Consider the following 12,774-nt stretch of genomic DNA (forward strand, 5'->3'; position numbering starts at 1 on the left):
GTTGTAAATCACAAATAGACAGGGAAAAGAGTTATTTTATAGCTTCCCGTATCCTGACTAGCTTAGTTAACAGTCCTTCCAGAAGGTCTAACTTTAACATATTGGCACCATCGCTTTTGGCTACGGCAGGGTTTTCATGTGTTTCGATGAATATTCCGTCGGCACCTACGGCGATACCTGCTTTGGCGACAGTCTCTATCAACTGCGGCATTCCTCCTGTTACCCCACTGGTTTGGTTGGGTTGCTGCAAGGAGTGAGTGACATCCAGAATCACCGGATAGCCAAATGACTGCATTTCGGGGATACCACGGTAGTCTACAACAAGATCTTGATAGCCGAAAGTTGTTCCACGTTCGGTAAGCATCACATTCTTGTTTCCGGCTTCCACCACTTTGTCGGCAGCAAACTGCATTGCCTGCGGTGAAAGGAACTGTCCTTTCTTGATGTTAATCGTTTTTCCGGTTTTGGCTGCGGCAACCAACAAGTCGGTCTGGCGACAAAGAAAAGCCGGGATTTGAAGTATGTCCACGTATTCGGCTGCCATTGCAGCTTCATCTGCGGTATGGATATCGGTTACGGTGGGGACTCCGAAAGTCTCATGTACCTTTCTCAATACTTTGAGTGCTTTCTCATCGCCAATGCCGGTAAACGAATCCAGACGTGAGCGGTTTGCCTTACGGTAAGAACCTTTGAATACATAAGGTATTTGCAGTGCTTCGGTGATCTTTACTACTCGTTCGGCAATGCGCATTGCCATTTCTTCACCTTCTATCACACACGGACCGGCCAACAGGAAAAAGTTGCCGGTGGGGTTGTTCTTAAGTTCTATCATTTTATTATTTACCAATTACAAATTATCAATTAGATTGTGAGTATATGTCTCTCTCCTTGGGGGGAGTGATCCTGATTAGTTGGGGATGATAAGCGTTGTCTTTTCCGGGAGCACGCCTACTTCTAAAGGAAAATGTTTAGGCAACAAACGCCCGTCCAAATCCACCGCTGCATTCTGTGCCCGGAGTACCTTTACTTTTCTCGTCCGGTAGCTTTTCACCACTTTGTGATTCAGGATTCTTCCCTGAATCAGCATCCATAGTCCGGAAATAATTTGCAGGAATTCCGGGCGGTAGATTACAGATACATCCAGCCATCCGTTGTATGGAACGGCACTGGGAGTTTGTCCCCATCCCCAGGCACTGCCTATACATACGGTCATGATGCGTCCACGGATATGTTCATCATTGATGCGGAGATGCATTCTGTAGAGCTTCCGTTCGAAAATGAGGGAGAACAGGGCAGCAACGTATGAAAGGAACTTCACCCCCCAGAAACGTTTGGTCTGATCGGTGATTTTAACGATTCGTGCTCCCAGTCCGATATTAACGGCATTGAGGAAATAGCGACGCTGGTGTTCGTTTCCGTCGTAGAAGTTGCAGTAGCCTACATCTATTTTCTTCAACCGATGATTGATGATACAGTCGACAGCCGGCTTGTATTCGGTGCTAAGTCCCCAATATTTGGCGAAGTCATTTCCGATACCGTTCGGAATCATGCCGAGGGCGATGTTCTCTTTGTCTTCGGCATCGGATAGCATAATGCCATTGATGGCATCGTTCAATGCCCCATCACCTCCCACAATGACAATCGTGCGATAACCATTGTTGGCCAAAATTTTAGCGAGACGCTCTACCGAACCGAAACCTTCGGATTGTACATAGTCATAGTCTACACCTTTACTGTCCATGTACTCCTTAATTTCTTTCCAGCGCTTCTTTACCTTTCGGGTACCAGCTTTTGGGTTGTAAATCACTCCCCATTTCTTCGGTTCTACACTCATATTTGTTTATCTATCCTATTGTGTATTAAAAATCGCACTATAATAACTGCCAAAGATACTAATTCCCTTGCAGTTTCTCTTTTACAAAAGCTATCTTTTCTTCCATTGGCAGCTCTGCATTCATCCAATGGATCGTAAATCCTCTTCTTTCCATGCCGCGGAACCAGGTCATTTGTCGCTTGGCAAACTGATGGATGGCTATCTCCAAACCATTGAACATTTCTTCATAAGTCAGTTTGCCTATGACGTATAATGTCAGGTATTTGTATTCCAGTCCATAGTAGATGAGATCGTCCGGTGTAATTCCCTGTTCGATCAATCGTCTTACCTCGTCCACCATTCCTTCATCCAATCGTTGTTTCAATCGGTGGGTGATCTTTTCACGGCGCAGTTCCCGGTCAATGTCCACTCCGATGATGAGACTGTTCAGTTCCGGAAATTCTCTTTCGGGAACCGGATGGGCTGCATAATACTCTTCAATTTCTATCGCACGTATCGCCCGTTTTACGGTATCCACATCGGTAGAGTTATGCAAAACCTTGTATTGACTTAGCATTTCCGTCAACTCTTCCAGCGAATGATTTGCCAAACGGTTGCGTAATTCCTGATTTTCCGGTACGGGCATCAGTTTATATCCTTTCAACACGGATTCCAGATACATACCTGTCCCTCCACATAAAACGGGAAGACAGCCTTTTTGTTTGATGCTTTCGTAAGAATTCAAGAAATCACGTTGATATTCAAACACATTGTATTTATATCCGGGGTCTGCGATGTCAATCAGATGATAGGGGATTGTACGTCCGTTTACGGTATAGTCGGCCAAATCTTTTCCTGTACCGAGATCCATTCCTCTATATATCTGACGGGAATCGGCACTGATAATTTCTGTGTTGAGTTCATAGGCCAAGGCAGCGGCAAAGGGAGTTTTACCCGAGGCTGTAGGTCCGAGTATGGCGATTAAATCATAGTCCGGCATAGCTTCATTCTTTTATATCTGCAAAATTACGAAATATTTTTAACCTGTTTGGTATTCAATCGCTTTTTTATCAAGATTAATAAGGGGGATAGGGAAGGTTAATTTGTATTTTAACCTCTAATTGGTGGTATTCAATCTAATAATAATGAAGTGTATGAGAATACCGCCATCTGATATTATCTACTATGATATTTGTGTTGTTTTTATTGTCAATCTGTCATGATAGTAGCTAATCTTTTGATTTTTAGTGGAATATGGCTGATGATAGGAGCTGACAATAGGCTGACAATAAAGGTCTTGTTTTTTTATTGTCAGCTTTGTTTTTGCTGATTAAATAGTGTAACTATTTGATAAACAGTTGTTTATCTCCTTTTTTATCATGATGCTATTTTTGTGATAACTTCTGTATATCTGTATGTTTTTACGTTATATTACCACTAAGGTTGTGTTGAAAAATCAGGTGTGATAACTCTAGTATGCTGATAGAATAACACGGAGATACGGGTAAAGTAGCTTAAAGATACTGGCATTGTTCAGCTAGAGTGCCTTTATTGTTCTGCTAGAGTACCGTTCTTGTTAGTTCTCCACGGCCGTGGTAGCTTCTTCCCACAGTCGTGGTAGCTTCTTCTCACGGCCGTGGGAAGATCTCACCACGGCCGTGGTGAATGAATGATATCGGTAGCTTAACAGATGTATACCTGCTTGATAGAATAAAGATAAAGGTGCCTTAATAGAGTTGTGCTTACTTGCGTAAGTCTATAAACCTAGCATTCAAAATCATTTCCACATTTATCTGTTGTTTATTGTCTGTATGATTCGGCATACCTTTCCGTTTTTATCCACACCTTCTATGGTTATATCTTCCGGTGCAGTGCTGTCCGGAGTATAGTATTCGATAGTTGCTTTTCCATTGGCATCCAGTTGAAGGGTAGGATTCCAATAGATCGTACTTCGTAAATCCGAGCGTTGGTCATTCTTTTTTTCGGGCGTATCATAAGTCGGATGGTAGAATTCGACCGAGTCGCTGTACCCTAGTGGAGTGCACGTGATAATACCTTGTGCCGGTCTTGCCGGGATATCTTTGCCGTCTTTCAGCGTAATAACGATAGCACCTGCCGAACCGCGGGAACCTAAGATCGCTGCATCGGCACCGCGAAGAAGGCTCAAGCTCGACATATCACTGGTTTGTATCATGGTCAAGATGTCGTTATCGTCTTCATACACCACGTCGTCAACAACAATGACAGGTTGCTCGGGATTGTTGCGGATATGTATTTCATTTCCGTTTGTCACGCTAATGCCCGGAAGTCTGGTAACTGCATCAAAAGCTGTTTGCGCACCGAATCCTTCCAGTCTGTCCCCTTCGATCGTGTAGGTGTTGATACCTCCTGTGTAAATACTTTCTGAACTGGCCTTTTTACGACTTCCAGTGACTACCACTTCTTTCAGATTGTACACTCTCATTCCACCTTTCATGTAATATTGGTCGCGGGTGTTGAGCAAATAATCTTCCATAAACGTTGCTGTTCCATCATGGAAAGGAGACTTGTGCGAAGTTGCCGGGTATTGAGGAGTGTCAATCACGATGTCCACTCCGGCAAATCCTCTTTTGGTACGTGCCTGAACAAGGAAAGTCGTGCTATCTCTGAAAGATGTGTTCACGATAAACTCTCCTTTTTCGTCTGTGGTGGTAGTGGCGATGATGTTCTGTTTGGGAGCCAGAATACAAATAGGTCCTTTCTTAACGTTACCTCCAAAGAAACCTTTGATACGTCCGCTGATAGTTTGCCCCTTTTCCATATAGTTGGTGAGGTTCATTGAAGGTGCAGTCAGTACATTCTGGATATGGTGTCTGCGCCATCCGTGCGTCATCATCAGGAAGTCTACCGTGCGGAGAGTCCGGAGGTCTTGCTGCAAAAAATAATATCCGGGATTTTCTACATATCCTTTTAAGTCGGAGGTCAATAGAAAATTCGATACGATATTGTCAGCAAGCGAATCCGGGCGGATACTCTTTCTGTCGGTAATGCTGATGGAAAAACTACCTTCTACCGGAGTACCGTTATCGTCTTTTGCTGAAATTTGCAGGGATACCTTTTCTCTTTTTCCGTATGTCGGCTTATCTGCAAGAATTTGCCATTGATGCGGATTCCGGTCGGGTATGAAAACCAGGCATTCGCTAAGTGCGTTGCCCTGTTGGTCGATCAGCATGAAATGGGTGATGCCTGCGTTGAATAAACTGTCGTTCATTCTTCCAAAAGTCCTGTCGATACTGACTGGCTGCAGGATGACCAGCTTTCCACGAGTGTGCGCAATCAAGAATAACTTTTGAGGCCATTCGGTAGCTTCTGTTTTCTGGATTTCGTAACGGATTTCCTTTTTATAATGTGTCATGGAAAGTGTGATTCCTTTTTCTTCTACAGCTGGGAGGTCGAATCGTTTACTGATACCGTCACCGGATTTGGCAATCACATAGTAAGAGTTTCCCACAGTCGGATTCAGTGTGAAAACTCCCATGCCGTCATGCTCCGAGCGGAAAGCTGTCAATGTGTCTCCGTTGGCATCGAACAGGAATCCTTCTATTTCTGTAGAAAAGCCATCCGATCCTTGAGCCTTGAAAGCTATATTCTGATGAGCAACGGTCAGGAGAGCACCTCCTTCCGGGAAGAACTTAACATCAAAGTCTTTTGTAAACGAAGGCAGATAGAAAGTCTTTTTATAAATATATTGGGGATCATCGAACTCTACTTCAATGTGGCGTGTGGCAATAGGCTTCAAATCCGGCAGGGAAATAGAAATCAACCCATTCTCGTCTGTCTTTCTTTTACCTTTATCTTTAATCTTTCCGTTTTCAATGTAGCGGTAGCGGATGGCAGTATTTCCGAAAGCCTCTTGGGTATTGCTGGTAAATCTTACCTTGGCTGTATAATGTGATTCGTCTTCTTGCTGATACTCAATATTTGAAACAATCGTATTATCAATCGAATTACCGATTTTCAGATTGCGTGAATAAAAGAATTCCGGTTCCTGATTAAGCATCCAGTTGCTATATCCCCGCAAATAATAATCACCTGCAGGGAGAGTGGGAGGGAGGGTGAAAGCATTATGAAAACCCAATGAATCTCTACGGATCTTTTTCCGTTCTACAATAGAGTCGGAACGGTTGACAAGCTCTGTAATGATGAAGTTGCTTTGTGTATTATCTTGATGTGTAACAGAGTTTACCAGATATCCCTTGAACCATATTTTTTCTCCTGCCCCATAAAAGGGCTTGTCCAGATGTAAGTAGAGTTTCTCCTGTGGGACTTTTTCCAGTAGATTAAAATACGCAATAATTGTATCTTGTACGTTTTGCCCTGACAATGGGGCAAAACAGAACAGTATTCCGAAAAAGAAAGCTATTAAGCCTCTATGGATAGAAAATGTAGTTTTGTTTTTCATACGTTATGTGTTTGATTCTACATCTATGATTTGTGCATCCAGATCGAAAGCACTTTCTTTTTTACTGCCAGTATGTTAATCACCGATACAACGATAAATAATAGAATACCCATACTGATTGCTGCCCATAATGATCCGGTTTCCAGCTGTGGAAATAGGATGCGGATACTGTCTATGTAATAACTGCGCAACCAGGAGACTAATCCGATGGATAATACAAGCACAATAACGTTCAATCCTACCGTGAGCAACTGATAAGGCAATGCTACCTTGTTGGGACTGTATCCGATTAGTAATAGACTTTCCAGCTTGGTTGTATTCTTTTGTAAAAGCAGGAAGATGCTCAACATCAGTATATAGAATGAAAGGATACTGATAAATAAACCCACTCCCAATACAATACCTACGATAAGACGGAGGAAATAAGTTGTTTTTCCGGCATCCAGCTTACCATCTTCCGTTTCATATCCTTTCTTCTGAAAATAACTGGCGATGGCGGAATCTGCCGGATTGCTAACCTCGATAATCAATCGTGCCGGTTGGGCTTCTGCATTCGGTGCGAAATTCTCATTAGCCCATTTCATAAAGGACTGGGGAACAAGAATCGTATTCAGACGATTGGAGAAACCGACAATGTTTCCTTTGTACTGTTCCACCCGTCCGTTGCCACGCATCATAATGTCCATTTGAATCAGACTCATTAACCCTTCCGATAGTTTGGGGAGGCTGCGGCTTTGCGCAAAACCGAAGTTATAAAGGTTCAGATAGTTGCGCGGAATGATAATGGGTATGGTATGTGTGTGTTCATCGAAATGCCATTTATCGAGTTTGATGTCGACAAACTCATCGGGAACAGACTCAAAAAACATATCTGTGGAAAGATGAATACCGGCTTCCTTCATTCCCAATCCTGCTGAAACTTTGAATTGAGAAGGAGTGAAAGCTCCTATTGTTTTGGTAAACGGTTGCTTTTTCAGATCCGCAATTTCTTCGGCAGAGAATGTATTACTCTTTCCTGCAAAAGAACCGAGAGCACTGATTTTCTTTGTAGCTATGATGAAATCCTTTTTCATAAAGCTGTCTCCTTCGGTGAATACCGGAATGACATCTTTATAAAACTGTACGCTAAGCAATACAATCATCATGCCGAATAGGTTGGCTAAAAAGAAACCGGCTAATTGACCGATACTGATATGTTGGCGGAGAAGCTTCCAGACAAGAGTTGGCATTTTATTTACGATTTTACAATTTACGATTTACGATTTGAAATGATGCTGTGAAAAGAGGTTGTTTATTACCTGCTACCTGTTATTAACCAGCTTACTACAGTTGAAGTGTATGGTTGTAAGGCAACTCGATATGTTTACCGATGGAAGTGGCGATCACTCCGGCTCCTTGTGCCTTTGCTTCGGCGATGATAAGTTCACCCATGATGCGGCTGTTATCATCGTCCAGGTGGCTGATCGGTTCATCCAGAAATAAAAAGTCGAACGGCTGGCAGAGCGCCCGGATAAAGGCGACGCGCTGTTGCTGTCCGAAAGATAGCTTGCCGGCTTTCACATTTATTTTATCTGCGATCCCCAGTTGTTCGAAGAACGATAAGATTTCTTTTTTCTTTTTGCATCCGGTGAGGTTATTCTTCAATTGCACATTTTCAAGAGCGCTAAGTTCGGTGAAGATGCGTAAATCTTGAAAAAGCATACTTAGTGAATGCTTTCGCAGGTCGACCCATTGCTTCACGGAGTATGCTTTGATATTGGTTTCATCGAAATTAATAATCCCCTGATAGTCGTTGCGGTAGCCATAGATATAGCTGCACAACGAAGATTTGCCGGTGCCGGAAGCAGCTTCAATCAGATACATTTCTCCTTTCCGGAAGAAAAGATCCTGATGCCATACGTCCGAAGTCACCGAATTACGGTCAGCAAACACTTGGGGAAGTGTTTGCTGTAAGTGAATACTATTCATACCGTTGGTTTATACATTTATTACATGCCGGCAAATTGCTTGGCAAAGTCTACAATTTGTTTGAGGGCATTTACATCTTTGTCTTTCAGGCAGAGGTCGATCTCGCTGACTTTCCCTTCCGAACTCATGGACAGGTAAGAAACCTTGTTGGCCAGTTCGATATATGTCTTAGCTTCCTGTCCTCCGAAACCTGCTACCATTTTAACGATAGGCAGATCGAGGATTGCTTCGGCATTGATTGCTATAAATAGGCTCTTTCCCTTCATATCCGATGCATAAGGAGCATCTTTGACTGATTTGTCGGCAGCTTTACCTACGTTTTTGTAGAGTAACTCATCATTGGTTGCATACATTTGTTTATCCTTGATGCCGAAGAATATATTCATGCCTCTTGTCTTGTAGACATATTCGTCTTTGCCAAGTTGCATGATATCTTCCCCTCTCTTCAATCCCAATGATTCCTTGTTCTTGTAAATCATTTCAAGAGCATTGCCGTTCTTCACGTCAGCGTACATCATGAAAGTGGGAGCACTGCTCATCGTTACGTTGATTAATCCTGCAGAAATATCACCATTGAACGAGCTGAACAACTCTTTTACTTCGTCTGCCTTAGCGATAGATACTGTGTTGCGGAATTCCTTGTTTTCGCTCAACAGGTTATACAGTTCGCCTCCTTTTACACCTACGTTGAAGAACATCAGGGTAGAAGCCGGGAAGTATTTAACGAAAGTATTGTTCGCTTTTCCAACAGATTCCATTTGTTTTTTTAGGAGAGCTTTCACTGCTTCGTTTTCAGTATAGTTTTCTGTTTTGAGGGCAATCTTTCCTTTTTCAAAGTTCAGTCCTCCTATCAGAGTGATGTCTTCCGCTTTCACTTCAGTAGGTAATCCCATGGTTATCTGATCGCGGTAGGTTGAAGGAATAGCTGTCATGGAAGCAAAGAAGTTAATATCACTTTTCTGTTTCTCCATTTTCTGGAAAGCTCCTGATTTCACGATACTATTGCTTGCTGTCTGTTTCAACAAATTAGTAATGGCTTCTTTGGCTTTATCAGTTTGAGTTGTTCCGCTGACATTGACTACCAATATAGTAGAACTATTGAAAACAAGCAAACCGCTGTTCATCGTTGTAAAACTGTAACCGTCAGCTTCGCCTACCGGTTGGCAGATCTGTTCTTTTGCCATCACGTCGAGTGAAGCATGCAACTTATCTTCATTGTTCACTTTACCTACAACAGTAGGATAAGGGAAAGAAGATGAAGAGAACACATAGAATGGAGATTCAACATCGATTCCCGATTCGCCCGGATTCTTCATAACCTTTTCCAGTTGTTGGAATGTGGCCGCATTCATTCCGCTTTTCAGTGCTTCCAGTACTTTTTGTTTAGCAGCTTCATTCTCTTTATCATCCAATCCCGCTTTGCTTGCGAGGGATTTAAGGTTGATAGAGGCAACTACCGAAGCGTCAGCCGGTATCACATTTGTATATTCCGATGTTTTGGAACATGCTGCCAGAAAAACAATCAGTACTGCCAGTACCGAGAGTCGTGAAATCGTTTTCTTTGCCATACTTATGTTATTTAAAAGTTGTATAATCATTGATTCAGACATTTACTGCTGTTATTGATTTTGCAGATTCAGCGTGTGGCAGGCCACCAATGCCGCTGTTTCTGTACGGAGCCGTGATTTGCCGAGACTAATCGGTACGAATCCCCGTTCGATGGCCTTCTTCACTTCTTCTTCACTGAAATCTCCCTCGGGACCTATCAGAACAAGGGCGTCTTCTCCTGGTTTCAGAACATTCTTCAATAGAGGTTTCTCCCCTTCATAACAGTGGGCGATAAACTTCTGTCCTTTAAACTCCTGCCTGATGAACTGATCGAACTCAATCATTTCGTTCAATTTTGGCAGTCGTGCCTTGAGAGATTGTTTGATGGCTGATACCAGAATCTTTTCAATCCGTTCGGTCTTGATGACTTTACGTTCCGAGAAACGGCAGTTGAGGAAAGTCAGTTCGTCAAAACCTATTTCGGTAGCTTTCTCTGCAAACCATTCGTTACGGTCCATATTCTTCGTCGGTGCCATGGCAATGTGTAAATGGCACGGCCATAACGGTTCCTGAAAAATGGTTTCTTTGATGTTTACGAAACAACGTTTGTTGGTTGCAACAGTAATTTCAGCTTTGTAGAAGTTACCCTTACCATCGGTAAGCGTGATTTCGTCTCCGATACTTAGCCGCAGAACACGGATACAGTGTTGTGCTTCCTCTTCGGGAAGCTCGTTGCTTTTCTGTATATCTGGAGTATAAAATACGTGCATAATATTACTTACTGATTTTTATTTCTTGAATTGATTTGATCGCGTATCTGCGCGGCTAACTCGTAATTCTCATCTTTAATAGCCTGTTCCAGTGCTTCTTCAAGCGTTCTGGAAGTAGCACCGGGCAAATCATGTTCTTCTTCAGCCACTTCGTCGTTGTCCGTTTCTTCAGAACGGGTTCTTTCTTCTGACGACATGTGAAGACATTCCTGTTCAAGAATAGATTCATAAATAAGAATCGGGCAGTCGGCACGCACTGCCAGGGCAACTGCGTCTGAAGTCCGTGCGTCGATACGTATAATCTCTTCGTCTTTTTTGAGGTAAATATAGGAGTAGAAAATACCATCCTTTGCTTTGTAAATTAATACACGTATCAGGCTGGCTCCCAGTATAGTAAGACTTGTTATAAATAAATCATGTGTCAACGGACGGGGAGTTTTCACTCCTTTCAGATATAAAGCGGTAGCCTGGGCTTCCGCTGGACCGATGATGATAGGCAGTTGCCTTTCACCGTCCACTTCGCCCAATAGCATAGCAAACGCGCCTACTTGCGCCTGGCTGTTCGTGATATTTATAACTTGTAATTCTACCTTTTTGTCCATCGTTCTCTTTTACTTAATTTGTTTTACTCTCCTGCTGGTGTTTGTACTTGAATACCAAGGCAAACAGAATGCCGATTACCAGCGCATAAGCGGCAAAGATCAGCCAAATGTTCATCCATTCGCGACTCACCAGTCTGCCGTCGGCATATACAGAGAATGCATCAACTACCGCACCGCTGGCATATCCGCCCATGATGGCTCCCAATCCGTTAGTCATCATAAAGAACAAGCCCTGTGCACTGGCACGGATAGAAGATTTGGCTTCTTGTTCAACAAACAACGAACCGGAAATGTTGAAGAAATCAAAGGCCATACCATAAACAATCATGGAAAGGATCAGCATCCATAGTCCTGATCCCGGATCTCCAAAACCGAACAGGCCGAACCGGAACACCCAAGCGAACATACTGATTAGCATGACTTGTTTGATTCCGAAATGACGCAGGAAGAAAGGTATGGCAAGAATAAACAATGTTTCGGACATCTGTGAAATGGATAACAGGATGACTGAATGTTTCACTCCGAAAGAATCTGCATATTCAGGGATGCTGGCAAAACTGCCTAGGAAAAGGTCGCCGTAAGTATTCGTAATCTGCAATGCTGCACCTAGAAGCATGGAGAAAAGGAAGAAAATAGCCATTTTCTTTTTCTTGAATAACACCAGCGCATCCAGTCCGAAAGCGGAGAGCCATGATTTGTTTTCAGATTTAGCCGGTCGACAGGCCGGGAGCGTAAATGAATAAAGTCCGAGTAGCAATGCGGAAGCACCTCCTACATAAAGTTGTGCACTTGAATTCTTGAATCCGGTAAGGTCGACAGCCCACATGGCACAAATAAAACCGATTGTTCCCCATACGCGGATAGGAGGGAAGTCTTTAATCAGGTCACATTTGTATTGCTCCAGTGCATTGTACGATACCGTGTTGGCGAGGGATAAAGTGGGCATATATACCAACAGGTTGAGTAACATGGCCCAATACATCTGGTCGTATCCCGTTGCGGTGGAAGCGTAGAAGAGACATCCTGCTCCTGCAATATGGCAAAGTCCGTATAAACGTTCTGCATTAAACCATTTATCGGCAATAATACCGATAATACCCGGCATTACCAAAGAGGCAATCCCCATGGTGGCGAAAATGGCTCCGATTTGTCCTCCTTCAAAATGAAGTTCTCTTCCCATATAACCACCTAATGATATTAACCATGACCCCCATACAAAGAATTGCAGGAAGTTCATAATAATCAAACGAACTTTTATACTCATGACTTTTTTAATTTGTGTTTCTCTTCACATTCATAAACCTTGCAAATATAATATTTTCGTTGAATAGGTGGATAAGTAATTTGATAAAAAGGGGATAAAAATGGCATAAATGCGAAGAAAAGATGAGATTTGGGTGTGAAAAAACAAATGAAGGGGGTATAAAAAAAAGAAGGCTATCTATCCCAGACAGCCAATCTTTGTTAACCTTAAATCTAATACCATGAAAAACACAATGCAAAGATATAGGGTTTATGTTATACAACATAATGTTTTCTCGAAAATATTCTATTTGTTAACTCTAATTAACTTTGAATCTTCCGTTTTTCTGTTACTGCCCTCTCTAATCAGCCATACTTCCGGAGAAATGT

At 42.7% G+C, this 12,774-nt stretch carries 10 protein-coding genes; all 10 read right to left on the reverse strand.

Annotated features, from left to right (window positions below; genetic code table 11):
- Nucleotides 1-31: 31 nt before the first annotated feature.
- The 10 genes from kdsA to AB5217_RS10730 all read right to left on the reverse strand — a co-directional run bounded on the left by kdsA (nucleotide 32) and on the right by AB5217_RS10730 (nucleotide 12,406).
- Nucleotides 32-832 carry a 3-deoxy-8-phosphooctulonate synthase gene (kdsA, locus tag AB5217_RS10685; protein ID WP_008650894.1) on the reverse strand — a complete coding sequence of 267 codons (801 nt, stop codon included), beginning with the start codon at nucleotides 830-832 and terminating at the stop codon, nucleotides 32-34.
- A 75-nt stretch (nucleotides 833-907) separates the two neighbouring features.
- Nucleotides 908-1,834, reverse strand: a complete 927-nt coding sequence (locus tag AB5217_RS10690) for a diacylglycerol/lipid kinase family protein (RefSeq protein ID WP_004301802.1) — start codon at nucleotides 1,832-1,834, stop codon at nucleotides 908-910.
- Between the two features lie 58 nt (nucleotides 1,835-1,892).
- Nucleotides 1,893-2,813, reverse strand: coding sequence for a tRNA (adenosine(37)-N6)-dimethylallyltransferase MiaA (miaA, locus tag AB5217_RS10695; protein WP_004309863.1), 921 nt, complete (start codon nucleotides 2,811-2,813; stop codon nucleotides 1,893-1,895).
- A 789-nt stretch (nucleotides 2,814-3,602) separates the two neighbouring features.
- On the reverse strand, nucleotides 3,603-6,254 hold the full coding sequence (locus AB5217_RS10700; protein ID WP_004309862.1) for a TonB-dependent receptor plug domain-containing protein: 2,652 nt from the start codon (nucleotides 6,252-6,254) through the stop codon (nucleotides 3,603-3,605).
- Between the two features lie 23 nt (nucleotides 6,255-6,277).
- Nucleotides 6,278-7,483 (reverse strand): hypothetical protein, encoded by a 1,206-nt coding sequence (locus AB5217_RS10705; RefSeq protein WP_004309861.1) that lies wholly within the window; start codon nucleotides 7,481-7,483, stop codon nucleotides 6,278-6,280.
- Between the two features lie 94 nt (nucleotides 7,484-7,577).
- Nucleotides 7,578-8,222 carry an ATP-binding cassette domain-containing protein gene (locus AB5217_RS10710; protein ID WP_004304608.1) on the reverse strand — a complete coding sequence of 215 codons (645 nt, stop codon included), beginning with the start codon at nucleotides 8,220-8,222 and terminating at the stop codon, nucleotides 7,578-7,580.
- Between the two features lie 20 nt (nucleotides 8,223-8,242).
- The gene (locus AB5217_RS10715) at nucleotides 8,243-9,790 is read right to left on the reverse strand and encodes a DUF4836 family protein (protein WP_032843168.1); all 1,548 of its coding nucleotides are present in this window, start codon (nucleotides 9,788-9,790) and stop codon (nucleotides 8,243-8,245) included.
- Between the two features lie 51 nt (nucleotides 9,791-9,841).
- Complete coding sequence (locus AB5217_RS10720) at nucleotides 9,842-10,540, reverse strand: 16S rRNA (uracil(1498)-N(3))-methyltransferase (RefSeq protein ID WP_004309858.1); 699 nt, start codon at nucleotides 10,538-10,540, stop codon at nucleotides 9,842-9,844.
- Nucleotides 10,541-10,548: 8 nt separating this feature from the next.
- Nucleotides 10,549-11,142: a bifunctional nuclease family protein gene (locus AB5217_RS10725; protein WP_004301811.1), complete on the reverse strand. Its 594-nt coding sequence runs from the start codon at nucleotides 11,140-11,142 to the stop codon at nucleotides 10,549-10,551.
- A 13-nt stretch (nucleotides 11,143-11,155) separates the two neighbouring features.
- The gene (locus tag AB5217_RS10730) at nucleotides 11,156-12,406 is read right to left on the reverse strand and encodes a nucleoside permease (protein ID WP_004301812.1); all 1,251 of its coding nucleotides are present in this window, start codon (nucleotides 12,404-12,406) and stop codon (nucleotides 11,156-11,158) included.
- Nucleotides 12,407-12,774 lie beyond the last annotated feature (368 nt).

Source organism: Bacteroides sp. MSSM.1001136sp1_RTP21357st2_D2_RTP21359_211015, assembly GCF_040913205.1.
GTDB lineage: Bacteria > Bacteroidota > Bacteroidia > Bacteroidales > Bacteroidaceae > Bacteroides > Bacteroides ovatus.

Excerpts from the sequence above, each read along its gene's own strand:
- kdsA (WP_008650894.1), bottom strand. The coding sequence starts at position 832 with ATGATAGAACTTAAGAACAACCCCACCGGCAACTTTTTCCTGTTGGCC.
- AB5217_RS10690 (WP_004301802.1), bottom strand. The coding sequence starts at position 1,834 with ATGAGTGTAGAACCGAAGAAATGGGGAGTGATTTACAACCCAAAAGCT.
- miaA (WP_004309863.1), bottom strand. The coding sequence starts at position 2,813 with ATGCCGGACTATGATTTAATCGCCATACTCGGACCTACAGCCTCGGGT.
- AB5217_RS10700 (WP_004309862.1), bottom strand. The coding sequence starts at position 6,254 with ATGAAAAACAAAACTACATTTTCTATCCATAGAGGCTTAATAGCTTTC.
- AB5217_RS10705 (WP_004309861.1), bottom strand. The coding sequence starts at position 7,483 with ATGCCAACTCTTGTCTGGAAGCTTCTCCGCCAACATATCAGTATCGGT.
- AB5217_RS10710 (WP_004304608.1), bottom strand. The coding sequence starts at position 8,222 with ATGAATAGTATTCACTTACAGCAAACACTTCCCCAAGTGTTTGCTGAC.
- AB5217_RS10715 (WP_032843168.1), bottom strand. The coding sequence starts at position 9,790 with ATGGCAAAGAAAACGATTTCACGACTCTCGGTACTGGCAGTACTGATT.
- AB5217_RS10720 (WP_004309858.1), bottom strand. The coding sequence starts at position 10,540 with ATGCACGTATTTTATACTCCAGATATACAGAAAAGCAACGAGCTTCCC.
- AB5217_RS10725 (WP_004301811.1), bottom strand. The coding sequence starts at position 11,142 with ATGGACAAAAAGGTAGAATTACAAGTTATAAATATCACGAACAGCCAG.
- AB5217_RS10730 (WP_004301812.1), bottom strand. The coding sequence starts at position 12,406 with ATGAGTATAAAAGTTCGTTTGATTATTATGAACTTCCTGCAATTCTTT.